The 24,554-nt window shown below is 62.1% G+C and carries 19 protein-coding genes; 12 read left to right on the top strand and 7 right to left on the bottom strand.

Annotated elements, in window-relative coordinates; genetic code table 11:
• Window positions 1-10: 10 nt before the first annotated feature.
• On the bottom strand, window positions 11-2,074 hold the full coding sequence (locus tag P8L30_10075; GenBank protein ID MDG2240539.1) for a TonB-dependent receptor: 2,064 nt from the start codon (window positions 2,072-2,074) through the stop codon (window positions 11-13).
• Between the two features lie 212 nt (window positions 2,075-2,286).
• On the opposite strand from P8L30_10075, the gene P8L30_10070 reads away from it, so the two are divergent.
• The 4 genes from P8L30_10070 to P8L30_10055 all read left to right on the top strand — a co-directional run bounded on the left by P8L30_10070 (window position 2,287) and on the right by P8L30_10055 (window position 7,778).
• Entirely contained in the window at window positions 2,287-3,597 is a 1,311-nt protein-coding gene (locus P8L30_10070; GenBank protein ID MDG2240538.1) for an aminotransferase class V-fold PLP-dependent enzyme, read from the top strand.
• Between the two features lie 35 nt (window positions 3,598-3,632).
• A complete protein-coding gene (locus P8L30_10065; protein MDG2240537.1) occupies window positions 3,633-5,729 on the top strand; it encodes a prolyl oligopeptidase family serine peptidase in 2,097 nt (698 codons plus the stop codon).
• Between the two features lie 22 nt (window positions 5,730-5,751).
• On the top strand, window positions 5,752-6,396 hold the full coding sequence (locus tag P8L30_10060; GenBank protein MDG2240536.1) for a thioredoxin family protein: 645 nt from the start codon (window positions 5,752-5,754) through the stop codon (window positions 6,394-6,396).
• A gap of 284 nt (window positions 6,397-6,680) precedes the next feature.
• Window positions 6,681-7,778, top strand: a complete 1,098-nt coding sequence (locus tag P8L30_10055) for a hypothetical protein (protein MDG2240535.1) — start codon at window positions 6,681-6,683, stop codon at window positions 7,776-7,778.
• 268 nt (window positions 7,779-8,046) lie between these two features.
• On the opposite strand, the gene P8L30_10050 is transcribed toward P8L30_10055, so the two are convergent.
• Window positions 8,047-11,256, bottom strand: a complete 3,210-nt coding sequence (locus P8L30_10050) for a hypothetical protein (protein MDG2240534.1) — start codon at window positions 11,254-11,256, stop codon at window positions 8,047-8,049.
• Window positions 11,257-11,499: 243 nt separating this feature from the next.
• On the opposite strand from P8L30_10050, the gene msrP reads away from it, so the two are divergent.
• Together msrP and P8L30_10040 are read left to right on the top strand one after the other, a co-directional pair.
• A complete protein-coding gene (gene msrP, locus P8L30_10045) occupies window positions 11,500-12,459 on the top strand; it encodes a protein-methionine-sulfoxide reductase catalytic subunit MsrP (GenBank protein MDG2240533.1) in 960 nt (319 codons plus the stop codon).
• 40 nt (window positions 12,460-12,499) lie between these two features.
• Complete coding sequence (locus P8L30_10040) at window positions 12,500-13,105, top strand: sulfoxide reductase heme-binding subunit YedZ (GenBank protein MDG2240532.1); 606 nt, start codon at window positions 12,500-12,502, stop codon at window positions 13,103-13,105.
• 42 nt (window positions 13,106-13,147) lie between these two features.
• On the opposite strand, the gene P8L30_10035 is transcribed toward P8L30_10040, so the two are convergent.
• Window positions 13,148-14,005: a DUF4159 domain-containing protein gene (locus P8L30_10035; protein MDG2240531.1), complete on the bottom strand. Its 858-nt coding sequence runs from the start codon at window positions 14,003-14,005 to the stop codon at window positions 13,148-13,150.
• A 147-nt stretch (window positions 14,006-14,152) separates the two neighbouring features.
• A complete protein-coding gene (locus P8L30_10030) occupies window positions 14,153-15,199 on the bottom strand; it encodes a hypothetical protein (protein ID MDG2240530.1) in 1,047 nt (348 codons plus the stop codon).
• A gap of 507 nt (window positions 15,200-15,706) precedes the next feature.
• On the opposite strand from P8L30_10030, the gene P8L30_10025 reads away from it, so the two are divergent.
• From P8L30_10025 to P8L30_10000, 6 genes are all read left to right on the top strand, one after another.
• A complete protein-coding gene (locus P8L30_10025) occupies window positions 15,707-15,859 on the top strand; it encodes a hypothetical protein (GenBank protein ID MDG2240529.1) in 153 nt (50 codons plus the stop codon).
• 24 nt (window positions 15,860-15,883) lie between these two features.
• Complete coding sequence (locus P8L30_10020; GenBank protein MDG2240528.1) at window positions 15,884-16,042, top strand: hypothetical protein; 159 nt, start codon at window positions 15,884-15,886, stop codon at window positions 16,040-16,042.
• A gap of 46 nt (window positions 16,043-16,088) precedes the next feature.
• Window positions 16,089-16,898 carry a creatininase family protein gene (locus P8L30_10015; protein MDG2240527.1) on the top strand — a complete coding sequence of 270 codons (810 nt, stop codon included), beginning with the start codon at window positions 16,089-16,091 and terminating at the stop codon, window positions 16,896-16,898.
• A gap of 10 nt (window positions 16,899-16,908) precedes the next feature.
• Window positions 16,909-17,733, top strand: a complete 825-nt coding sequence (locus tag P8L30_10010) for a creatininase family protein (protein ID MDG2240526.1) — start codon at window positions 16,909-16,911, stop codon at window positions 17,731-17,733.
• 87 nt (window positions 17,734-17,820) lie between these two features.
• Window positions 17,821-17,949 carry a hypothetical protein gene (locus P8L30_10005; GenBank protein ID MDG2240525.1) on the top strand — a complete coding sequence of 43 codons (129 nt, stop codon included), beginning with the start codon at window positions 17,821-17,823 and terminating at the stop codon, window positions 17,947-17,949.
• Between the two features lie 311 nt (window positions 17,950-18,260).
• Window positions 18,261-20,939 (top strand): DUF5916 domain-containing protein, encoded by a 2,679-nt coding sequence (locus P8L30_10000; GenBank protein MDG2240524.1) that lies wholly within the window; start codon window positions 18,261-18,263, stop codon window positions 20,937-20,939.
• Between the two features lies 1 nt (window position 20,940).
• Here the strand turns inward: P8L30_10000 and P8L30_09995 are convergent, their stop codons facing one another.
• The 3 genes from P8L30_09995 to P8L30_09985 form a co-directional block, all read right to left on the bottom strand.
• Window positions 20,941-22,644 carry an ankyrin repeat domain-containing protein gene (locus P8L30_09995; GenBank protein ID MDG2240523.1) on the bottom strand — a complete coding sequence of 568 codons (1,704 nt, stop codon included), beginning with the start codon at window positions 22,642-22,644 and terminating at the stop codon, window positions 20,941-20,943.
• Window positions 22,644-24,029, bottom strand: coding sequence for a DUF1552 domain-containing protein (locus P8L30_09990; protein ID MDG2240522.1), 1,386 nt, complete (start codon window positions 24,027-24,029; stop codon window positions 22,644-22,646). Before P8L30_09990 ends, P8L30_09995 begins: the two co-directional genes overlap by 1 nt.
• Window position 24,030: 1 nt before the next feature.
• The coding region (locus P8L30_09985; protein ID MDG2240521.1) for a DUF1585 domain-containing protein at window positions 24,031-24,554 on the bottom strand (524 nt) is incomplete at its 5' end.

The raw sequence follows: 24,554 nt of genomic DNA, 5'->3' as shown, positions 1-24,554 counted from the left end.
GACGCCCCCTCTACCAGACGCGGAATTGCACCTGGAGGGTACGGCCGGGCTGTGGAAGACCGCACTGATCGTAGGAAGTCGAGTTCGTAGCATTCCGCACGCTCGCAGAGGCGTCCACACGCGACAAGGCTCCACGGCCACCAAACTGGAAGATCTTTCGCAGCGAGAAGTCAGCCGATCCGCTGGCCCCGAACGATTGTAGCCCCCCAATCTCAGGGTTCGCGCACCGCTGATCGCTTACGAAGCGGAAGTCCGATGCGGCCCTGTAACCGCCCCCCAAGGGGCTCTCCAGAGAGAACTTCCCTGTCACTGACGGCTCATACTCCAGCTCGATTCGTGTCCCGTCGGGCTCCACTCCACGCACGTGCTGCAGCGTGAGGTCCGTGGAGATCGTCGCGACCCCCAAGGTGCCGATCGCCAGCATCTCGATGCCCGTGCTCTGGATCTGGTCCTGGTTCACACGCTTGAAGAGCCGTGTGCCAGAATCGTCAGTTACGGTCGTCCGAATGATTCCATCTGCGAGCCGCTGATGGAATCCTACGACCTGAATCTCGAGATCGCCGGTGTGGACTGTGAATCCGCCTTCGGCTCCCAACATGATCTCGGCCTCGAGCGACGGATTCGGGATGAAGCGCCCGAGGGCGCCTGAATAGAGTTCGCGAAGCGAGGGGAAGCGGGCCCGCCGGCTCGCGCCTCCATGCACGAGGAGGCCCCCGCTCAACAACGAACTAATCCCGATCCGGGCACCGAAGTCATTTAGGCGCGCGAGTGGAGGCTTGTCCCCGCTCTCCGGGGTATCGGCACCGTCGAGCACCGCTCCGAGCGACAGGCGGGTCCCGTCCGTCGGCCCGAGCTTCCATTCCGTTTCGGCACCCAGACTCCAAAGCCTTTGGCGAAATTCGCTTGACCCTCCTGGCGTGAGTACTTCGTCGTGATTCACATCCGCGTACGTCGCAGAGGCGCGGAAGTCTCCCTGGTCCCCGAGTGTGTGCTCACCCTCGAGCCGGAACGACAGGTTACGGTCGTCTGAATCCTCACGCTCCACGACGGACTGAAAAGCCCCCGTATCGTATTGGTCGATTCGGGTGCTGCCTAAGTCCATGCCGAGACTGACCTCGACATCGCCCCTGCCCGACCCCGTGGACCGCGAGCCGGTCCCAAACGAGAGTGCTGTGAGGAGGCGGGTCTGCTCGGGGTACCTCCAGAAGCGTGGTTCGTCCTGATGTGCTTCCGGCGGGACGCCGCGTTCGACGTCGTACGCCGTCGTGGCGAGCGAGGCCCAACCACCGTCCTCCCCTCGCACCCGAGCCGCGAAATAGGCGTCCATTCTCCTCGTGTCACTATTCAGCCGCAGGCCGTCTGCGTTCCGCAGGAACTCAGGCCGGATGTCCGGGTCGTCCGAGGCGCCGTTGGGCACGGTGTAACCGGGGCGGTCACTGAAGCCAGCCCCGGCCCGAAACAGCCACTGGGTCTCGTCTCGGTCTATGAGATGGGCCGCACCCACGGCGATGTTCGTCCCACCCGATTCGTTCACCGAAATGCCGACATCCATCGGATTCACGCTTTCGATGCTGCCTGGGACTCGGGCAACATCGACTTCGATGACCCCACCCAGCGTGTTGGGTCCGTAGAGCACGGACGAGAGTCCCCTTATCAGCCGGATCCCCTGCGCCGCGGTGAGTGGGATGATGGACAGATCTGTCCGGTGATCCCACCCCACCGTGAGCGGCACTCCGTCCAGAAAAATGCCGATTTGCCGTTCTTCAGATCCACGAATAGAGGGCTGAGACTCTCCGCGGCTGTTTTGGCGAATGACCAGGAGGGGCATCGCGCGCACGACGTCTTCCATGGTCGGGGCGGGCACCGAACGCAGTGAATCCAAGCGCATTTCGACAGCACTCGATCCGCCTGTCGTGAGGGCAGGCCGCGGCACGCTGATGGTCAGCCCCTTGATATCGTACTGGCGTGCCACTCGTGTGGAGTCCACACGAGTGGAGTCCTGAGTCGCCTGGGCCGAAAGCACGGCCGGCGCTGACAGAATGAGTGCTGCGAGAATGAGACGTAGAAATCGCATCTATTCCGAACAGAGTTGGGTTTTTTAGGATTGAGCCGCGCGCAACCATCTAGGACACCCGACGACAGATGTTCCGACCCACGCACCTGTGTCTCGCCCGATGAACACGGAAAGTAATGAGATCGTTGACCGAATCGACCCAGTAGTCGTTGGACACAGGGCCGGGCGGGGCGTATCCTGAGCTCAACTCAGACCACATAGTGGAGGACCCGATGCACAGTCGCCGTCAATTCCTCGGAGCCGCGTCATTTCCTGCCCTCGCAGCAGTTGCCGGAGTAGGATTTCGGCCGTCTGAATTACGTGCCAGTGCAACCGACGTCGCAGCGTCACTCCGGGCGCATCCCGGGCTCGCTGCGGACATCGCACGCAACGAGGATTTTTGGTTTGAGGTGGCGCGCGCCTTCACCGTGGACCGGACCCTGGTCAATCTGAACAATGGCGGTGTCAGTCCTTCACCCGGTTGGGTTCAGGATGCCATGAAGCGCCATTTGGATTTCTCAAACCTCGCCCCCTCCTACACGATGTGGGAGATCCTTGAGCCTCAACGTGAGGGGGTCCGCGAGCGGATGGCCCGGCAGTGGGGTGTGGACGCCGAAGAGATCGCTTTTACGAGGAACGCGTCAGAGAGCCTGCAGACCATGCAACTGGGCATCGATTTGCATCGGGGCGACGAGGTCCTCACGACCACGCAGGATTACGGTCGGATGATCACGACGTTCAAGCAGAGGGCGCGACGGGAAGGCATTACGCTGAACCAGATCAAGATTCCGGTTCCGGCGGAGGACCCGGCGGAGGTGGTCCGCTTGTTCGAGCAGGCGATCACTCCGCAGACCAAGGCGATCCTGGCGTCCCATATGATCAACTTGACCGGCCAAATTCTGCCGGTCACCGAACTGAACGCTCTGGCACGTCGCCACGGAATCCCGTTGATCATCGACGGTGCGCACGCGCTTGCGCACTTCGACTTCACATTGGATGAACTGGACGTCGACAACTATTCGACGAGCCTGCACAAATGGCTCTTTGCTCCGCACGGCACGGGCATGCTCTACGTGCGTAAGGAGAAGATCCAGGAGGTGTGGCCGCTTATGGCCGCGCCGGAGCGGATGGACACCGACATCCGGAAGTTCGAAGAGATCGGGACCCATCCTGCGGCCAACTACCTCGCGATTGCGGAAGCTCTGACGTTCCATCAAGGGATCGGCCCGGACCGGAAGGACGCGCGACTGGTCTATCTGAGAAATTACTGGGCCGAACAGCTTCTTCAGAATGACAATGTGCGACTCCATACCAGCCTCAAGCCTGGCCTGGCCTGCGGGATCGCAAACGTTGAAATCGTCGGCGTCGCGCCCAACGACTTACGTGACTATCTCTGGCGTGAACACCGGATCATCACGGTGTCCATCAACCATGCCGAGTTCCAGGGAATCCGAGTGAGCCCGAGCGTCTATTCGACGTTGCCTGAGCTCGACCGTTTTGTGGAAGCAGTAGACGGTGTCGCGCGCCACGGATTGCCCGCCTAATTCGGAAGCCACAACCCCAGATCGTGGAATCACTTATGCTGGATCGTCTTGTGAAGGCGGTTGGTTTCGTCGTTGGCGTGTTCTTCCTGGCTGGTACGCCGGCGGCATCTCAGGCTCCGCTCTCCATCCGCGACGTAATGTCCTATTCGTTTGCGTCGGGCTTGGTGGCCTCTCAGACCGCCGATCGCATCGCGTGGTTCGAAAATCGAGAAGGTGAACGCAACATCTGGGTCGCTGAAGGCCCATCGTGGGAAGGCCGGCAGCTGACCGACTATAGTGGCGACGACGGCCAGGAACTCGCTTCGCTCGTCTTCATGCCCGATGCCGACCGGCTGCTTTTCGTCCGAGGAGGCGCACCGAATCGCCAGGGCGAGATCCCTGACCCTCTCTTCACGCCCGACGAGGAAGGGCGAGCGATTTGGCTGGTCCCGTTCGCGGGAGGGGTGCCGGCCCAGATCATGGAGGGAGGTGGCTTTGCGCTCTCTCCCAGAGGTGACCGGATCGCCTTCAGTCGCGGGCGGGACCTCATGGAGTTGCCACTCGCGGATGGGGCCGAGCCCCGACGGTTGGCGCGTCTTCGTGGTGGAGCCAGCGGGCTGACGTGGTCCCCGGATGGTTCTGACTTGGCTTTTGTCAGCAATCGGGGTGATCACTCTTTTGTGGGGGTGTACGACGGGGACCGTGCTGAGGTTCGGTATGTGGCGCCAAGCGTGCACCACGACGGGAACCCCGTGTGGAGCCCGGATGGGCGACGCATTGCGTTCCTACGCATTCCCAACGAGCGAGTCGTGCACATGTTCGCACCGCGGCGTGAGGCCCTCCCCTTCTCGATCCACGTGGCAGACGCGGCGGGCACGACCTCGACCGAGGTTTGGAAGGCAGACCCAGGAGTGGGTAGTGCGTTCAGTGGAGTAAATGCGTCGAGCCAGTTGTTTTGGGGTGAGGGTGACAGGATCGTCTTTCCGTGGGAGGGCACTGGCTGGAAGCATCTGTATAGCGTTCCGGTCACAGGTGGCCGAGCCATGGATCTGACGCCTGGAGCTGCTGAAGTTCAGTTCGCCTCGCTCGCTCCGGATGGTCGTTCGATGATCTACGATTCGAACGACGGCGACATCGACCGCAAACACGTTTGGCGCACACGTGTGGCCGGGGGCCAGAGGGAGATCTTGACTCCAGGAGACGGCCTCGAGTGGGGTGCGGTCGTGACCGGAGCGGGCACAGTCGCGTTCCACGCAGGGTCTGTGAATGAGCCGTCCCATACGGAGGTGCTGGTGGACGGGGACCGAAACTGGGTCAGCCCAGAACTGTCCTCATCGTTCCCAAAAGATCGGTTGGTCACACCCGAACAGGTCGTATTCACAGCCGCGGACGGCATGCAGATCCACGGCCAGCTGTTCCTGCCGCCGGGTCACGAACCAGGTCAACAGCATCCCGCCATGCTCTTTTTCCACGGAGGGTCCAGACGGCAGATGCTCCTGGGTTTCCACCACCGCGGGTACTACCACAACGCTTACGCCTTCAACCAGGTGTTGGCGTCTGCGGGATATGTGGTCCTGGCCGTGAACTATCGCTCCGGCGTCGGATACGGGATGGAGTTCCGCGAAGCCGAGAACTACGGTGCTACAGGAGCCAGTGAGTTCGCGGATGTGCTGGGTGCGGGCCTCTACCTGAAAGGGCGAAGCGATGTGGATCCGGATCGCATCGGGCTCTGGGGTGGATCCTATGGTGGTTATCTGACCGCCCTGGGATTAGCCCGCGCTTCCGATCTTTTCGCCGCCGGAGTAGATCTCCACGGGGTTCATGATTGGAACGTGGTCATCAACGGCTTCCGTCCGTCCTATGAGCCCGAGGACTACCCCGAGTTTTCACGGGTCGCCTACGAGTCGTCTCCCATGGCGTTCATGGATGGGTGGCGTTCGCCGGTGCTCTTGATCCACGGGGATGACGACCGGAACGTTCCCTTCAGTGAAACCGTAGATGTTGCGGAGGCCCTTGCAAAACGCGGGGTCGACTTTGAACAATTGATCTTCCCCGACGAAGTGCACGGATTCCTCCTCCACAAGAACTGGCTTGCAGCGTACGAGGCGTCGTTGGACTTCCTCGGCCGAAAACTGCGGCGTCCGATTTCTTAATTCCCTCGCTTCTGAACCCGATATGCTCACTACTCTGACGCTCGCTTCGCTTTTCGCCTTCAGCCCCGCCGTCGGACCTTCGATTTGTGTGGCCCCTGGTCCCACTGAGGTGATCGAAAATTACCGCGAGCTGTATCAGGCCGGCATCGGATACGAAGCGTTCCTCGAGGCCGCGAATCGTCGGAAAGATCTGTGGCACGGCAATTCGGCGAAGGCAGAAGGGATTGCGATGTCCGTGGTGGAACGAGCCCGTGCGGTCGGTGGCACCTGGCACTTCTTAGTGGTCGCGATCGACTCCTGCTCCGACTCGGTCTCCACCGTGCCTTACCTCGCAGAGTTGGCGGCTCAGGTCGATGGCTTGGAAGTCCGGATCGTTGATCCGACGGCTGGACGAGCTGTGATGGAAGGACACCGTACACCGGACGGCCGAGCCTCTACTCCGACCGTGCTTCTTTTGGATTCGGAATATGAAGAGGCGGGGTGTTTCATCGAGCGTCCGATCTCTTTGCAAGATTGGATGTTGGCGAACGACGGCAAGATCGCCCGCGCTGACCTCATCAAGCAAAAGATGGAGTGGTACGCGGAGAACGCTGGCCAGGAGACCGTTGCGGAGTTGGTCTCGATCCTCGAAGCGGCGGCCAGTGGTCGAGCCGTTTGTGGTCGCTAGGTCAGCTCAGCCCACTTCCGCGGTTTGTGTCCGTCGGGTTGGCGCCGGCGGTCAAAAGCATCTGTGCCACCGCACGGTATCCGACCCGAGGGGCATACATGCACGAGTGTCGGGAGCGCCCTAGGGAGGGCTGTGGCCGGCGCGGTGACGGCGAGGCTTGGTCCCAAACCTAACAAAGCTTAAAGATTGTCCCCCGTCCGAGGCATTGGTTTCAGCAGCATTTGTGGGTGGGCAGGTTCGCCGCTGTACCCCTTCCCGCTCCCGCCACACCAGAGGCAGATCAGGTGCCGAGCTTAATCCCGACTTCTTTGCGTTTCATCGCGGTGTGTGCGCTGCTAGCGTCGTCGGCTGCGTGCGCCGATACGACGGGGTCCGAGCGCGAGAATAGGCAAGGTGTCGTCTGGCGCGCAGGTCCGGCCCTGCCACAGCCCATCACGAACAACGCGGTGGCCGCGATAGAATCGGATCTGGGCGTCGCCGTCTTCTCCTTCCTGGGGCTCGATTCGACGAAGGTCTGGGACGGCATCACGAACGCGGCCTATAGGTGGGACGTAGGGTCGGACGCGTGGATCACCGTCGCTGAAGTGCCAGGCCCCGGACGCTTGGCTTCGACAGCACAGGTGATCGACGGACTGATCTACCTGATTGGCGGATACACTGTGGCCGCGGACGGGCAGGAGCGATCTGTGCCCGATGTGAACGTCTATGATCCCGCGTCAGATAGCTGGAGCCGAGGCGCGAATATACCGCTTCCCACGGACGATGCGGTGGCAGGTGTTTGGGGGGATACGGCCGTAGTTCTCGTTTCGGGATGGCATGATGATGGCAACGTCCCCGATGTGCAGATTTACTACCCAAGCACGGACCGGTGGACGTCGTCGACCCCGATTCCTGGGACCCCGGTGTTCGGCCACACGGGAGCCGTTGCTGGGAACTCTGTCATCTACGTCGACGGTGCCGCCGTGGTGGACGATGATCCGCGATTCGCAATCGACCGCAGTTCGTGGCGCGGGGATCTCAGCGCAGGGGCTATCGAGTGGCGGTCGCTCGGGGACCATCCTGGGCCAGTCCTCTACAGAGGTGCCGGTGGTACCGTGGGCACCCTCGCCGTCTTCTTGGGCGGGAGTGAAAACCCCTACAACTACAATGGAATCGGGTACGACGGAAACCCATCTGATCCGGTTCGCCAGGTTCTGGCCTACTCGCCGGCATCTGGCGAATGGCGACACCTCGCTGCGCCACCGTTACCCAGTATGGATCATCGGAATTTGGGGGTGGCAGGTGGTAACGTATTCTTGGTCGGTGGGATGCATGAGGGCCAAGAGGTCACGGATAACGTGTGGTATGCAGCTGCCGAAGCACTGCTGGCGAGCATCTTTTAGGGGCGCCCCGAGCATAGTGCTGATGCTTCACACGGAGAGGCGATTACGTCCCTTCTTCTTCGCACCCTACAGCGCTCGCGAGGACGGTTCCGACTCCATCTCTGGGGCGCTCCCCTCCACGGGGTCGAGCGCTCCGAGGCCCAGCACCGCCGTCAAGACTGCGACCGGTGAAAGCAACCGGAAAAGAGCCAAGTGTTAAGGAGTCGCATTACGTGGGCGGACGGCTCCAGCGGGCCTCGTTCACACGGCGCTGAGGAAGTCCCGCTGGCTAGGGCTCCGAGACGATAGGAGGCAGCCCCCGCTCGACGAGCATCCGATTGAATCGAGCCAGTTCGTCCGCAGACAGCTCATCCCACATGTCCAAACTCTCTTCAAGCCACTGGCGGTAAACCTCTTGAATCTCGTTGGCCTGATTCGTCGGGGCGTCGTCTGTCCCTGAGGAGTACCCGGTCAGACTCGCGAGTTTGGCGTAGAGTTGTCGGGGCCAACGGATCGTATCTTGTCGCGCGCTCTCACCGGTGAGCCTCAGGTCGAAGAGGCGCATCTCGAGTTCCATCAGGAGTTGGCCGAGCGCCTCCCCCGCCTCGACGACGTCACTGTATCGAGCTTCTCCGCGTACGCGCTCCTCGAGGTCCATGAGCCCCTTTCGTGCCCACTCGATCCGATCGATCAAAGCCGCGGTCGAGTCGCTCATCTCTCTTAACTCCAGGTGCAGGTCAAGCTGCGCCATCATGTCTGTGGCGCTGCCATCCGAGGCCGGGTCTTGAAGCACCTCGAGCCACGTCGTTTGCTCCTCGCCCGCGATGTTAAGCGTCACCCGATAGCGACCGGGGACAGCCAAAGGCCGGATGGCACCACCGTCAGGAGCAGAACGCCAGCCTGACGGTCCTACGTCACGGTGACTGTGTTCGAGGGCCGGTGTGCGCAGACGCGGCGTCTGAGAAGCATCGTAGCGCAGGTTCCACTGGACCCGGTTCAGGCCGGCTTGGAGACCTCCTGCGCGAAGCGTCCGCACGGGGTCACCTGCTTCGGTCTCGATGGTGATCGTCCCACCGCCTTCGGCTTCTGCGAGGTAGAAGTTGATCGAGGCACCGTAGTCGGGGTTCTCACCGGCTGCGGGATCACCGGGCTGGCTGTTTGGAGACTCCCGAGGAAGGAAGCGGTAGGCGGGTCGTGGCTCGAACAGGTGGACGGAGCTGGCCAGGACTTCATCCGTCAATTGCTGGATTGCCGTGATGTCGTCCAGGATCCAGAAGCCACGCCCATACGTCGCGATGACGAGATCGTTGAAGTGCGGCTGTACCGTCAGCCAGTGCGCAGGTGCATGGGGCAGATCACCCTGGAGCGAAATCCAAGACTCTCCGTCGTTGTAGGATGCGAAAACTGAATTCTCCGTTCCCAGGTAAAGCAGACCAGCACGCGTCGGGTCCTCGCGGATCACGTGGGCGTAGCTGAAGACGCTGCGTGGGACATCACCACTAATCGAGGTCCACGAGGCACCGTAGTCTGACGTCCTGTAGACGTAGGGGTCGGTATTCCCGAGTTGATGGAAGTCGACGGTGATATACGCCGTGCCCCCCGCAAATCGGGAGGGCTCGACATTGCTCACTGTCCCCCACTCGGGGAGGTCCGGAATGTTCGGAGTGACGTCGGTCCATGTCGTGCCCCCGTCCCGCGTCACTTGGACCAGGCCGTCGTTGGAGCCTGTCCAAATCAGTCCGGGTTCCACGGACGATTCGGCGATAGCGAAGAGCACCGATGCGTAGGTTGGACTGACATCCTCCGTCGTGAGTCCACCTGTCTTTTGCTGCTTGCTCAGGTCGTTACGGGTCAGGTCTGGGCTGATCACGTCCCAGCTCTGCCCGCCGTTCGTCGTGCGATGCACATGCTGCGACCCGGCGTAGACGGTTTCGCCGTCATAGGGAGAAATCGCGATCGGGAACGTCCATTGGAAGCGGTATTGCACGTCGCCCGCGCTCCATCCCTCGGGGTTGTCCGGCCACACGCTTACCGTACGTGTGATGCCTGTCGACGGTTGATGGCGGTCCAGAATTCCTTCGTAGCATCCCGACCACACGACATCGTTCGTCACCGTATCCGGAATCGCGAATCCTGACTCACACCCACCGACGGACTTGAACGCGCTAATGGGAATCGAACCGCCACTCAGTGAATTCGAGGGCCCGCCACGCGATGCACCGTCCTGTCGATTGCCGTACAGGTTGTAGGGCACCTTGGTGTCGGTATACACGTGGTACATCTGCGCGATGGGCAGCAGCGGTTGGTACCAATTCCGTCCACGGTTTGTGGAGATGCGCACGCCTCCGTCATTTCCGATGATCATACGATCGGGAAGCAGCGGATCGATCCACATGTCGTGGTTATCACCTCCGAAGATCGAACTGAAGGTCACCCCTCCGTCCAACGACTTCGTGTACACGGTGGACATGAAGTGCACTTCATCCGCGTCGTCCGGGGCGACGGCCATGCGGGAGTAGTAGAGCGGTCGCTGCGCGAGCGCATGGTCTGCGTTCACCATGGTCCAGCGTGCGCCGCCGTCATCAGATCTCCATAGCGTCCCCTCGTGGTCATCGAGCGGTTCGAAGTTGCGGTTCGAGTTCGTCTCGATGAGGGCGAAGACTCGATCTGGGTTATCTGCAGAGACGCCCAGCCCGATCTTGCCCATCGTGCCGCGGGGCAGGCCGTTTCCTTCGAGGCGGGTCCACGTGTCTCCCGCATCGCGGCTCATCCAAAGACCCGACTCGGGCCCCCCGCTTTCCCTGCCCCACGTCCACATCTGCATCTGCCACGTCGCGGCGAACATGATGCGCGGGTTCGCAGGATTCATGACGACATCTACGGCACCCGAATTCACGCCGGAGAACAGCACGCGTTCCCAGGTCGTTCCTCCGTCTTCCGTCCTGAAGAGGCCGCGCTCTTCTTGGGGCCCGTAGAGATGCCCTGTGGCCGCAACGAAGACGATGTCGGGGTTGTCGGGGTGGATCGCAATTCGCCCCACGCGTCCGGTCTCGTCGAGTCCCATATGGGTCCAGCTCTCACCACCGTCGGTCGATCGGTAGACGCCGTTTCCTATCGACACGTTCGAGCGAATGAACGCCTCACCGGTGCCGGCCCATACCACATTGGGGTCAGACGGTGCGACGGCGAGGGCACCAATGGACTGGGCTGCCTGTCCGTCGAACACGGGACGCCACGAGTGACCCGCGTCCTCACTCTTGAAGACACCCCCCGACGCTGCGCCGACGTAGTAAACGTTGCCGTTGCCTGGCTCACCGACAACAGCGCTAACGCGGTTCCCGACCGGTCCGACATGTCTATAGTCGGCCGAGGCGAAGAAGTCGCCAGGAAGCGACGACAGCGACTGAGATGACGCCGTGGCCGGGGTCAGGACAGACGCACACGCGATCGCGAGAGACAACGAACACGGGCGGTGACGGCGTCGGATTGGCGACGGCATACGGGACTCCGAAGGGGGGTTCGCGGACATGTTCACAAGGAGAACAGTGCGAGGAAAAGTAGACCACCCCGTATGTGCGAGAAAGCGGCCTTGCGGCTTCTGGACACCCGAAAACATTATCGGGGTCGATGCCGACAGGGTGTTGGAGGGGCCGGAGCCGTCCCATATTGTCCATTGTTCCGGCCAGGTGCGAGAGCGGCCGACCCAGTCGAGAAGTACGAGCCAACATGCGGGAGACCCTCCATGATCATCCGTGTTCGAAAGCCTTCTGATCTGCCCTCATCTGAGATCACGTCGGAGAGCGTCTATGTCGACCGTCGTCGGTTCATCAGGGACGCGGCCGCTGGTGCGGCGGCGCTTGCGCTCGCGCCGAAGTTGCTCGGTGCCGCCGAGGGTCGTCCTCGCCAACAAATCCCGGCTCGTTTCCAGAACATGAAATCCGAGTTGGGGGAGGATCTGAACTCGTACGAAGATGTCACGACGTACAACAACTTCTACGAATTCGGCACCGCAAAAGGCGATCCGGCAAAAAATTCGGGACCGTTCAATCCGAATCCTTGGACCGTCTCGATCTCCGGGCATGTCAACAAACCGGGTGACTATCAGCTCGAGGATTTCCTGGCGCCGCACACGATTGAGGACCGAGTGTATCGACTAAGGTGCGTCGAGGCTTGGTCCATGGTCATCCCGTGGCGCGGCTTCCCGCTGGCTGACCTCGTCCGGCGGGTCGAACCCACGGGGAATGCCAAATACCTCGAGTTCAAGACCGTCGTACGACCAGAGGAGATGGTCGGGCAGCGCAGGGGAATACTCGACTGGCCTTACATCGAAGGGCTACGCCTGGATGAAGCCATGAATCCGCTGGCCCTTTTGGCCAACGGTGTCTACGGGATGGACCTGCCCAACCAAAACGGTGCGCCGCTTAGGTTGATCACTCCTTGGAAGTACGGTTTTAAGGGGGTCAAGTCGATCGTGAGCATCCGTTTTGTGGAGGAGATGCCGGTCAACACTTGGCAGGTACAGAACTCCAACGAGTACGGCTTCTTCGCGAACGTGAACCCCGAAGTCGATCATCCTAGGTGGACGCAGGCTCGGGAACGTCGATTGGGTGAGATCCGCCGTCGCCGGACGTTGATGTTCAACGGATACGGTGATGAGGTCGCCCATATGTACGCCGGCATGGATCTCCAGCGCTGGAAGTAGTCGCTGCTCCCTCGGGCCCTCTTGGCTGAATAGACATCCTATGGATCAGAAGAAGAGCGTCCTTCTCCTAAAGGTCCTGCTATGGCTCGGTGCGTCGGCGCCTGGGGCGTGGCTGATCGCAGGTGTGTTTCAGGAATGGCTGGGTGCCAACCCAATCGAGAAACTGACACACGTCACCGGGATGACGGCCCTCATATTGCTGCTGCTCACCCTGTCGATCACTCCACTACGGCGCATGACAGGATGGAATCCGGTCATCAAGCTCCGGCGACCCATGGGGTTGTTCGCGTTCTTCTACGCGTTCTCCCATTTCGGGATCTGGGCCGGGCTTGATATGACTTTGGTTTGGGAGTGGATGGTCGAGGACATTCTAGAGCGTCCGTATATCACGGTGGGCTTCAGTGCGTTCGTGATCCTCATCCCATTGGCGCTTACGTCGACCAGGGGCTGGATCCGACGTCTAGGAAAGCGGTGGGCTGTACTGCATCGCGGTGTGTATGTCGCGGCCATCCTGGGGGTTGTCCACTTCTTTTGGCTGGTGAAAGCCGATTTGCGACTTCCGCTTCTCTTTGCGGCGGCCCTCGTCGTTCTCTTTGGATTCCGCGTCACGGAAGCTCTCAAGAAACGTCAGAAGGCGTCCCATTAGGAACACCTCCCAAGGGTGAATCCGTGGGAGCGTGGTGAGCAGTCAGTGAGTCAGTGAGTAGAGAACGACGTTAATACCGAGGGCGTACGCCTGGGGAGAGTAGGCGAAGAAGTAGTCGTCCTCCTCCCCCTCTCGTTCCCATCCATCAGCGATATCGGTGTTGTGCGTCATGATCACCAGAGGGCGGCCCTCTTCGTCAAAGATGGCCCGCAGGTGCGGCGTCTCGCTGTCTCGGCCACGTTCGGAGGTCTCGTATCCTCCGTTCCTGCGCCACCACTGGATGGAGGGAATCTGTGGGATCTCCTCTACGGAATAGAGCGTGTGCATCAGCGTATGATCCGGTCCGATGTCAACGATTGAGTGATCCGGAAGCACACGGCGAATCTGGCTCTCCCATTGATCCCAAGCGTTACTCCCCCAGAAGTCGTCGACCCAGATGAAGCCGCCCTTGAGGAGGTAGTCGCGGAGGTGGTCCACTTCGCCTTCATCGAATCCCAGCGTGCCCACATCCGACATGAAGATGAAGGGGCACTCGTAGAGTTCGTCCTGGTCGGGACGGACTACAGCGTAGCCCGGTTCTCCATCCGCCCACTTCGCCGGCCGGGTCGTGGTGAGCTCCTCCATGCGGAGCACGAAGTTGTAGTCCGAACCGGGATAGTCAGTATTCCACCCATACCCACCTGGTTCGCGTCTCACGCTCTGATACAAGAGCCGGCAGAACGTGAAACTCCGGTTTGGGACCCCGTTGGAAGCCGTCGGGAGACCTTCCCGAAGTGGGGTCGGTCTCCACCCTGTGCCCCACCCCGCGCGGGTACGGACTTGGAACGCGGTGAGCAGGAGGAAACACACGATCGGGACGATCACCCGGGCCTTGTGCGTCGCCACCCACCCGGGGATCACGCCTGCATCACCGTGTTAAGGAAGCGAAGCATGAGCGGTTCAGTCTCCGGCGTGCGTTCTTCGAACTCTGCCACGGTCCGGGCGCCAGTCAGGGGCAGGCAGGACGGGTACCGAGCGATACGTGCGATCAGGTCGTGTCGACTCAGCTCAGGGTCGATTCAGGTCGACGATTTTCTGATTCTGCACCACGTTGACGAAGTCGTAGCTGAAGATGTTTGGCAGCATAAAATTTCTCGCAGGACGAGTCGACATCAACACCTTCTGCTTGTCGACCACTTTCTTCCTGAAGAAACCCTCCCGGTGCGACTTTTCCTTTTGGAGTGTGTAATCTTCGCCCTCAGCGCCTGCACGTGTGGTCATCAGTTGGATCATATGATCCGTCGCGGCATGGGTCCCGCCGTGAGCCTTCCCGCCGGACTGCGAGAAGGCCTTTGTTGCTCCGGATTCGATCCCCGTCCGTGACGCTGGGTTCAGGTACGTCTTCTGCCAGTAGAGTTGCCAGAGGTGTGAACGGATTCCCTCGAAGTGGTCAACATTGTGCTCATATTGTCCACGCAATCCGTTGCCGATCACCGTATCCAGCGTATGCGTCCCTTCATAGACGCCGCAGATGCTGAGCCCTTGATCATTAACTGGCTTTTTCTTGTGCTTCGAGAAGCTGTGAATTCCTTCCCCCTGATTGATCACACCGGCAAAGCTCTCTTCATCGAAGATGCACACCATCCCGCCACCCGCTCTAGTGATCTCAGCCAGCGTCTTTGTAGCCAGATTTCCGTTGCCCGTATGCAGGGACCCCATCCCACTTCTCTTCACAATTTCATGCGCCCTTGTGTCCAGACTCGTGTGGGATATCCGGAAGATCGCAACTTCAGTTCGATGTACCGAGCACCACAGGGCTGCTGATTCCAATGTTCTGTCGACGGAGAGACTGCCATACGCGCCCTGCCCCGCCGTCGTATGATGAGGAACAACTTCCCCAGTCGATTTCGATGCCAGTCGGAGATCAAAAAATCTGGTTCCCGCCGCCAACTGCTGGGTGATCGTCAGATTTTGTGTCACCGCATTAGAGACCGTCCCCAAACGCGTTAGGTCAACGAAGCCCTTGACCGTTCCCGCGTCATGACTTCCGGGCAAGTGAAGCTCCGCCAACCGCCTATTCTGATAGTCTGCCATCCAGTCCGACAATGCCATCACTCACACCTCGGTTGATTCCTCTCATGGTCATCATTCCCCGAGACCAGAGGTGAACATATATGAAACAATCCGGTTCAGTCTCAGGGTTTAACGCAGGTTAGAGCGGTGGTGATTGGGAGGCAAGACGATCGAGTTGATCCGGCAGGCGTAGCAGAACATCCGGTGGATTCGGGGAGAAAGGATTCAGCATCGACACCTCTTTCATGGAGCAGGCCCTGGGTGCGGGAACCGTCAAAGCATCCGATTGAGGCCTGCTCGTATCTTGTGTTCAATTACCTGAAAACCAAGCTTGGGTACAATGCCAAACTCTCTGCCATAGCTTCGTTCGTATACACCTTCCATAGGTGAACAATGGCGGATTAATCTGCGTGCTGGGAAGCGTCAATGCTCACATTCCTGGTGCGTTCCAATAACCCTTCAACCCCTACGCTGACGCGATCGACAGATCCGTTCAGAAACAACAAAGGGAAATGAGAAAATGAGGGGGGGGCTCCATAGGCCCGGTGTTTGTCGCGGCTTTTCTGCGTCGCCGCGGTCACGAGGCTGAGCGGCGCGGTGGAGGCCGAACTCTATCAGGTCGGCGATCAGGGTCCCACGGACAAGATCGCGTCCCCCATCGAACTCAACGACAGGCTGACCGGGCTCCGGAGCCACCTCTAGCGAGGCGATGGAACGCCTGCCGGGGTGTATGCGGCGGTGCTGGAAGAGCTGTCCGTCGAGCTCGACACTCACCTTTCCGAACCGAATCGGCTGCGCGCCGAAGAGCTGCCTGTGCTGAATCGCCGGCTCGCCGCAGCGGGACTCACGCAGATCACGGTGCGCCGGCGGCCCATCGTGGATTAGTATACAGACGTCTGAGCCCTCACGTTTTGCTCTGGAGATGAAGTCCATGAAAAGAAGTTGGCTTCTGGCCGTCGGCGCGCTCGCCGTCGCCCCCGCCCTGCTGCTCTCCCAGGCTCCCCCCAATTCAGTGTTCATCGAAGCTCTTACGTGGGAGGAGATCCGTGACGACATCGCCGCGGGTAAGACGACGATCATCATTCCGACCGCCGGGACCGAGCAGAAAGGTCCGCACATGGTGATGGGCGAGCACAAGTACGTCATGGAGTACACCATGAACGAGGTGGCCCGCGTGCTCGGTAACGCGCTGGTGTCGCCCATCATGACCTATGTGCCCGAAGGCAACTGGGGAGAACAACCGACCGGTCACATGCGCATGCCCGGGACGATCACGCTGCCCGAGGAGTGGTTTCGTGACCTGCTGATCCATACCGCGAAGAGTCACGCTACCGGGGGCTTCACCGACATCGTCTTCATCGGCGACTCGGGTGGGAACCAACGCGGCATGAGCGCCGTGACCGATCAACTCAACCACGAGTGGGCCGACACCGGCATACGCGCGCACTTCATCGGTGACTACTACGCGAAGAGCAACGACGACATCAACGCATACCTAAGGGCTCTGGGCTTCGCCGATGCCCAGATCGGCACCCACGCGGGGCTGATCGACACTTCGCAGATGTTGTTCGTGAACCCGCACCACGTGCGCATGGACAAGGCCGTGCCCAACGGCGGTTTTGCGGGGTCGGGGGTGAGCGGCGATCCGTCGCTCGCTACCGCCGCGCTGGGCGAGGCACAGCTTCGAATCAAGATCGACAACGCTCTGGCACAGATCCGTGCCAGCGTCGGAACCCGCTAGGCGGATGATCATGGACATCAGACAACTCTCTTTCGCGCTCGCCTCGGTCCTTCTCATTTCCGGCGGGCTCAACGCCCAAACGACCGGTGACCCCTACATCGAGCAGATGACGTGGACGGAGATCCGCGACGCGATGGCCGCAGGCACGACCAAGGTCATCGTGCCGATCGGCGGGACCGAGCAGAACGGGCCCCACATGGTCATGGGCAAGCACAACTACGTCGTTACCTTCGCCGCGGCTTTGATGGCGAGACAACTCGGAGATGCGCTCGTCGCCCCGACCGTCGCCTGGGTTCCCGAGGGCAGCTATGAGGCGGACGGCTTCGGTGACAAGCCCGGTGTGATCACCAACCCTTCGCCGAGCTACAACAACCTTCTCGAGGCCGCAGCCCGGAGCCTGGCATCACACGGCTTCACCGAGATCATCTTCATCGCCGACAGCGGTGGAGACCAGCCCGGAATGGCCGAGGTAGCCGGCAGGCTCAACACCGAGTGGGCCGGCGGAGCGACGAAGGTCTTCGCGCTCACAGACTACTACCAGAAGGGGCAAGAATATTCCCGAGCCTGGCTCAAGGCCGCATACGGTTACGACATGGAGACGATCGGAAGCCACGCGGGCATCACAGACACGTCGGCGGTGATGTACGTGTTTGCGGAAGGCGTGCGAAAGGACCGCCGATACCGTTTGGGCGGGCGGCCCGACGCCGGCGTGACCGGTGATCCCACCCTGGCAACACCCGAGATCGGACGGATGGTCGTCACATTCAAAGTCGTGGCAGCCATGCAGCAGTACGAGGCGATCAAGGCGCCACCGCGACGGGGGCGGGGCGAGTAGGGTCCGTCCTGCCGACGCGCTTCGACGAGATGAACGCTCGACGCGCGCGCTGCGGGCACCCAGGCGGCGATGATCCCCACGCCACTCATGAGGAGCATGACTGTGGTCAGGGTGACCGGGTCGTTGGGGCTCACGCCGAAGATCCGTCGCGACAGGACGCTCGAGGCGAAGACGGAACCCACCGACCCGATCACGAGCCCGATTATGAGCAGGTAGGCCCTTTCCTTGACGACCACAGTGAGCACACCCGCTCGGCCTGTTGGTCCGCCATAGACACTCGCATATTGACCCGTCTCAGGTCGGCCTGACCCCTCTCGTTGGACTCGCGCATGAACTGGTTGCTCGCTTTTGCTGTGGACTCGCCCGTCCAAGACGGAGCTGGCCTGCGACGTGTGGCCTACCCGGTCGGGGCCAGCTACAAGCCACCAAGGGTTGGTAATTCAAGCGCTTCCTGGCCTGCACCGATGGCGGTGGGTGATTTGGACCGGGTTGGGCCCTAACTGGAACGCCCGACCACGGGCGAGTCCATGACTCGTCGAAGGGTGTTTCCGACGCTGGCCAAATGGGTGGCCGCGGCGAACCTGATCGGTCTCCTCGGTGGGGCCGGGCTGGCAAGCGCTCAGGAGCCGAGCCTAGGAGTCCCGGGCATGTCGCTCAAGCGGGCTGTCGCAGTCGCAGTCCCCCCGGGGAGCATACGCGTTGACGGACGGCTGGACGAAGTATTCTGGGCGCAGATCCCCCCTGTGGCGGACTTCACACAGAAGGAGCCCGTCGAGGGTGCGGATCCCACCGAGCGAACGGAGGTCCGCTTCGCGTTCGACGACGAAGCTCTGTACGTCGGGGCACGGATGTTCAGTAGTGGTGGGCGGGCGGCGATTCAGGCGCCTCTGGGGCGACGCGACGCGGGAGACCTCGCCGAATACCTCCTCGTCTCTCTGGACACGCACCTCGACCGCCGCACCGCATATTCGTTCGGAGTCACCGCGGCCGGTGTGCGCCTCGACCACTTTCACGGAAGCGATAGCGAGAGCGAGGTCGATCGCGGCTTCGATCCGGTCTGGAGGGCGAGCGTTACGACCGATGACACGGGGTGGACCGCCGAGATGTGGATCCCGCTCTCTCAGCTCCGCTACAGCGCCTTGGGGGAACAGGCGTGGGGTCTGAATATGGAGCGCTCGATCCCCTCGAAGAACGAGTCGGACTACTGGATCGCGGTCCCCCGGACCGAGCGCGCGTGGGCGTCTCGCTTCGGTGAACTGCGCGGCGTTCGGACGGAGGACCTCGGGCGGCGCGTCGAACTCCGCCCATACGCGACTGCGGGTTCGAGCCGCAACGGCGACCGGGACCGCGCGAACCCCTTTGACGACGGTGTGAACCTGCGAGGTCGGATCGGTCTCGATCTCAAGATGGGGGTCGGTCCGAACCTGACGCTCGACGCCACGATCACACCGGACTTCGGGCAGGTGGAGGCGGATCCCGCAGTCGTGAACCTGACCGACGCAGAAACGCTCCTCCCAGAGCGGCGGCCCTTCTTCACCGAGGGGAACGCGCTCATCAACGGTCCCGTGAACAACTATTTTTACTCCAGGCGCATCGGGGCCGCACCCCCAGGCTCGGCCCAGGGCGATTTCGTGGACCGACCGAATACCTCTACGATCATCGGCGCGGCGAAGGTCACGGGCCGCCTCCCTTCGGGAACACTCATCGGGGTGCTCGCCGCGGTCACGGGACAAGAGTCCGCAAAGACCTACGATGTCGGGTCCCAGGCCTTCGACGAGGTGGTGGTCGCGCCCCGCACCGCATATGGCAGCGCTCGAGTCCAGCAGGAATTCGGTCCCGACGGGTCATCGGCGGGCGTGATGGTCACGGGTGTTCATCGGGACCTCGCGGCGGATGATCCGCTTGCTTCATCCCTCGTGCAGAACTCGGTGACGGTGAACGGAAACACCTTCCTCCGGCTCGCCGACGCGACGCACGAGTTGTCGATAAGCGGGGGCCTCACCTACGTCGGTGGAGAAAAAGAGGCGATCACTCGGCTGCAACGGAACAGTTCGCGGTATTTCCAGAGGCCGGATGCCACGCACGTCCGCGTGGATCCTGAGCGAACGAGCATGGTGGGTGCCAAGGCAACCGTTCAAGCCGAGAAGATCAGCGGACGGCACTGGCTCTGGAACATCACTGCCGACCTAGAGTCCCCTGAGGGAGAGTTCAACAACCTGGGCCGCCTCGTCACTGGAGATGGGCTGCAACTGCGTCCTTCGATCACGTACCGCGAGTTGACCCCTGGCAGGTTATTCCGCAACTATCGGTTCGACTTCAGCGACACGTCGGAGTGGAACTTCGCCTACGAGCACCAGTCGACGTTTCTCGCGCCCTCGGCCTCGTTCACATGGACCAACTTCTGGACGACCCGGCTCTCGGCGCGCTTCAGCTTACCGGCACAAAGCCAACGCCTGACACGGGGTGGTCCGTCCATGGGAACGCCGTTCGGGTGGACCTCTTCGCTCAACCTCGGCAACCGAGCTTCGTCTCAGACCCGGTGGACGCTCAAGCTCGACTACGGACGTGACGACCTCGGTCGGCGAACCGAGGGCGTCAACGGCAGGGTGTCGATGGTGCCGAGCCCACGTTGGCAGGTGTCGCTGTCTCCTTCCTATGACCACGAGATCAATCCCAGGCAGTACGTATCGGTACGCGGCGGTGGCGGGCCAGCGACCTATGGAAGCCGATACCTCTTCGCGTTCACCGACCGCACCACGTTCGCGATGGAGACGCGGCTCAGCTTCACGCTCAAGCCCGATGTGAATCTTGAACTCTACGCCCAGCCCTTCGCCGCGAGCGGGCGATACTACAACTTCGGCGAGCTCGAAGCCGCCGGCAGCCGATTCCTACGCACCTACGGGACCGACGGCACCACCATCAGCGCCCCCGGAACCGGCGCGCGCACCGTGGTAGACGGAGCCGACTCGTTCGTAATTCCGAACCGTGACTTCAACGTGAAGTCGTTTCGGAGCACGATGGTGCTGCAGTGGGAGTGGCGCCCTGGAAGCACCCTTTACCTAGTGTGGCAGCAGGATCGCAGCGACACCGAGGCGATCGGGAACCGGGTCGGCCTCGACGATCCATTCCGCGCGTTGAGCGCTACGGGGAGCAACTATTTCGCGATCAAGGCGAGCTATTGGCTCGGCGGGCTCGTCGGCGGGTAGTCTAGCAGCCGACGCACCTGTGATTATTCTTCGATCCGAGGCTTTCGAGTAGCGCTACGGTCCCAAGGAACGGCGAAATACGCTGGACCGGCCCGTTCGCCATGTCGGCGGTGGTCTGACCACTCCTAGCGACCGCCGTCACGTCGACGCCTTCTCCGACGAGGTACATGATTAACTCGTCATCGCCGCGCGCCGCCGCGTGGTGGATGGCGTTGAAGCCCTTGAAGTCCCGCGCGTTCACATCTACGCCGACCTCTTCTACCAGGAACCTCACCGAAGCCAGCCAGCCTTCGGGCACATGTTCGTGGATGTTGGCCGCGAAACCCTCCCCGTACCCTACACCCGAAGCGGCATGGATCGGCCAGACACCGGGACCGCCGACCGGCACTGGAGGCAGTCCTGACTCGTCAGCCCCGACAGGTCGGCCGCGGCTGCGGCCGGCCGGCTTGAGCGTCGGAATATTGGGATCCGCACCATGCGCGAGCAGGAGCTTCATCGCGTCGATATCGAGCGCGTACGCCGCCCGCCAGAAGGGCGTCGCACCCATCCGGTCCACACCGAGGTAGTCGTCCCCGAAGGTGGTGAACCAAAGCGACATCTCGAGTCGTCGGTTCGGATCGGCGCCGGCCTCCAGAAGCGCGCTCATCAACTCCAGATACGTCACGGCCTGCTGTAGCCGAGCTGCCGGCTGAGGATGCCGTGACCGGGGAATCCACTGCGCATTCACGGTAACGTAGAGAGGGGTGGCGCCCGCGATGCTCGAGGCGTTCGCGTCGGCCCCAGCTTCCAAGAGTCGCATCGCGAGGTCGAAGTGCCCGTTGATCGAGGCCATCAAGAGTGGCGTGGTACGATCGCCGGCACTCGGCTGATCTACATCGGCACCTCCCTGAAGGAGCGCAGCAGCGACTTCCGCGTGGCCGTCACGCACGGCCATGAGGAGCGCGCTGAGTCCCCCGTAGGGCCCGAGTCTTTTAGCCCGCGATATCGGTTGGGCGACACGGTCGCGCTGAGCTTCGTTCACGTTCTGGGACGTCGGTCCCTCTGGGAGCTCGGCGAACGGCACGCCAGCGCGCTGAGCCTCGATGCGGCGATTACGGCGAGACTGATCGGCCTGATCGGCCGCATCCCTCTTCTCCATGTCGATCACGCGTGCCGTGAGCCATGGGTCGGCGCCTTCGGCGAGCAACGCCCGTACAGCGACCACCTGCCCCGCAGCAGCAGCGAACATGAGGGGTGTTTGTCCCCACGAGGTCTCCCGAGCATTCGGGTCGGCCCCGGCCTTCACCAGGGCCCCTACGGCCGGGGCGCTTCCCGCGGCTGCAGCAAAGTGGAGTGCGGTCGCCTGCCCAGAGGTCGTAACCGCCGCGGGATCGGCACCGGCTGCGAGGAGCGCATCGACGACGCCCGCGTGACCGCTACGCGCCGCGAGATGGACCGGGGTGTAGGCCGCCAGTCGCGTCACTGCGGTGGTGTGCGCACCGGCGGCGAGAAGGACGGCGGTGAGTTCGGCGTCGCCACGGTCGGCAGCCCAGTGGAGACCGGTCATGCCGTCCCCCTGCGCGGCGTCTACCTCCGCCCCGCGAGCGAGGAGCGCCCGCACTTCAACGACGTCACCGCGCATCGCGGCGTCCGCGACCGGTGACTCAGGGAGCGCCGCGCCGAGAAACGCCAGACCCAACAGGGCCAATAAAGCGGCGGATCTCATCAGCTCAGCGGCAGCACGCCGGTGCTGTCTCCGAAGGACTCGAGGTCGTCCATTCCAAGCGTGTGCATCAGGCCGAGGAGCGCGTTGGCCATTGGTGTCTCGTCGGGCGCACGCACGTGCGATTCGCCGCGCAAGCGCCCCTTCGCGCCGCCCAGAACGATGAGTGGGCAGCGACGATGGTTGTGGAGGTTTCCATCCGCCATCGGCGAACCGTAGAGGATCATCGTCTTTTCAAGGAGGTTCGAGTCACCCTCGGCGAGTCCCTCGAGCTTCTCCAGGAAGTACGGCAACAGGCTCACGTGATACTGGTTGATCTTCGCAAAGTCGACCACCGCTTGCTCCCGACCGCCGTGGTGCGACGCGGGGTGGAATCCGGTGTCAGTGCCACTTTCCGGGTAAACGCGAGACGATGCGTCACGCCCGAGCTTGAATGAGAACACCCGCGTCATGTCGGAGGCGAACGCGAGTGCCTGAAGATCGAACATCAGCTTGACGTGATCACTGAACGAGTCCGGGACGCCGGCCGGCGCGGTCGGCAGTTCGCGGGGCTCACCACTCGCGTTCTGGGACTCGACGGCCTGAATGCGCCTCTCCAACTCCCGAACATTGTCCAGGTAGCGGTCGAGGCGCTCCATGTCCTGCGCGCCGAGCTCGCGCTTGAGGCGCGCGATATCTGAAGTGATCCAGTCGAGAATGCTGACCGTCGTATTGCGACGGCGAGCCCGTTCCCTAGCGGTCCCCCCCGCGCCGAACAGCTGATCGAAGGCGACTCGCGGATCGCGGATCATCGGGAGCGGATCGCTCGGAGACGCCCAACTGATCGTGTCCGTGTAGGCGCAAGCGTAGCCGTACGCGCATCCACCAGCCTGGTCTACGTTCTCGATGCAGAGTTGCATGGAGGGAATCGGCGTGTCTTGCCCGAAACGGCGAGCGTAGATCTGATCGAGCGAGGTGCCGACGTGGACGTCGGAACTCTCGGTCTGTTTGGGGTGCGACTGAGTGAGGAATACGGCGCTCGAACGAAAGTGATCACCACCGATCTCCGGGGCCTGAGCCGCCTCGGCCATGCGCACGTCGGTGTTGCTGATGATCGTGAGGGCCTTCCGGTAGGACTCGAGCGGGGAAAGCGCGCTGGGTGTGAGATCGAAGTCTCTGCCTTCGGCCGCGGGGGACCACAGGTTCTGGCTCGCGCCCCAGGCGTTGCTCCCCGCAGCTCCGTGGACGATCTCGATTGCGACGAGTCGGGTCGGATCGCTTGCACGGGCCGCCCTGGACCATACACGCCCGGCGGGCTCCATCGCATCGAGAAACGGAAGCGCCACCGACGCCCCGACCCCGCGGAGGAACGTCCGCCTTGGGAGGTGCACACCACTGATCAGATTCATCTCACCTGGCTCCTGGCTGTCCTTCGAGGTCGGCACTCGCCTTCACGCCACTTCCTGCAACCTGCATCCGGAACGCGTCACTCGCGATCACACCGCGGACGAACGACGACATCCGGTATCCGTCGGCCGCTGCGGCGGCGGCAATCCGGCGCACAGTCGGCTGATCAAAATACTCGACGCGGCGACCCAGCGCGTAGGCCATCAGATTTTCCGTGAAAGCACGCACGAGCGGAATGGGGCGTGCGAGCAGCGCGGCCCGCAGGTCCGCCGGCGACGTGACCGGCGTGCCGTCATATAACTCACCGCGCGTGTCGAGCGGTTGGCCGTTCTCACGGATCCTCCACTTCCCGGAAACATCGAAGTTGTCGAGCGCGAGCCCGATCGGATCGATGAATCGGTGGCACGAATTGCACGTAGGGTTGGCCCGGTGGACCTCCATCCGTTCGCGCGTCGTGAGCGAGCGTCCGTCCACAACCGCCCCGGCCTCGTCGAGATCGGGTACGTCCGGTGGCGGCGGCGGCGGCG

It is taken from the genome of Longimicrobiales bacterium, assembly GCA_029245345.1.
Taxonomy (GTDB): domain Bacteria; phylum Gemmatimonadota; class Gemmatimonadetes; order Longimicrobiales; family Gaopeijiaceae; genus CALFPJ01.
Note: the sequence above shows the minus strand (reverse complement) of the source record. Positions and strands in the feature narration are given on the sequence as shown.

What these genes read in the sequence shown, in the direction of transcription:
- P8L30_10075 (MDG2240539.1), bottom strand. Translation starts at nt 2,074, where the DNA reads ATGCGATTTCTACGTCTCATTCTCGCAGCACTCATTCTGTCAGCGCCG.
- P8L30_10070 (MDG2240538.1), top strand. Translation starts at nt 2,287, where the DNA reads ATGCACAGTCGCCGTCAATTCCTCGGAGCCGCGTCATTTCCTGCCCTC.
- P8L30_10065 (MDG2240537.1), top strand. Translation starts at nt 3,633, where the DNA reads ATGCTGGATCGTCTTGTGAAGGCGGTTGGTTTCGTCGTTGGCGTGTTC.
- P8L30_10060 (MDG2240536.1), top strand. Translation starts at nt 5,752, where the DNA reads ATGCTCACTACTCTGACGCTCGCTTCGCTTTTCGCCTTCAGCCCCGCC.
- P8L30_10050 (MDG2240534.1), bottom strand. Translation starts at nt 11,256, where the DNA reads ATGCCGTCGCCAATCCGACGCCGTCACCGCCCGTGTTCGTTGTCTCTC.
- msrP (MDG2240533.1), top strand. Translation starts at nt 11,500, where the DNA reads ATGATCATCCGTGTTCGAAAGCCTTCTGATCTGCCCTCATCTGAGATC.
- P8L30_10040 (MDG2240532.1), top strand. Translation starts at nt 12,500, where the DNA reads ATGGATCAGAAGAAGAGCGTCCTTCTCCTAAAGGTCCTGCTATGGCTC.
- P8L30_10015 (MDG2240527.1), top strand. Translation starts at nt 16,089, where the DNA reads ATGAAAAGAAGTTGGCTTCTGGCCGTCGGCGCGCTCGCCGTCGCCCCC.
- P8L30_10010 (MDG2240526.1), top strand. Translation starts at nt 16,909, where the DNA reads ATGGACATCAGACAACTCTCTTTCGCGCTCGCCTCGGTCCTTCTCATT.
- P8L30_10005 (MDG2240525.1), top strand. Translation starts at nt 17,821, where the DNA reads ATGAGGAGCATGACTGTGGTCAGGGTGACCGGGTCGTTGGGGCTCACG.
- P8L30_10000 (MDG2240524.1), top strand. Translation starts at nt 18,261, where the DNA reads ATGACTCGTCGAAGGGTGTTTCCGACGCTGGCCAAATGGGTGGCCGCG.
- P8L30_09995 (MDG2240523.1), bottom strand. Translation starts at nt 22,644, where the DNA reads ATGAGATCCGCCGCTTTATTGGCCCTGTTGGGTCTGGCGTTTCTCGGC.
- P8L30_09990 (MDG2240522.1), bottom strand. Translation starts at nt 24,029, where the DNA reads ATGAATCTGATCAGTGGTGTGCACCTCCCAAGGCGGACGTTCCTCCGC.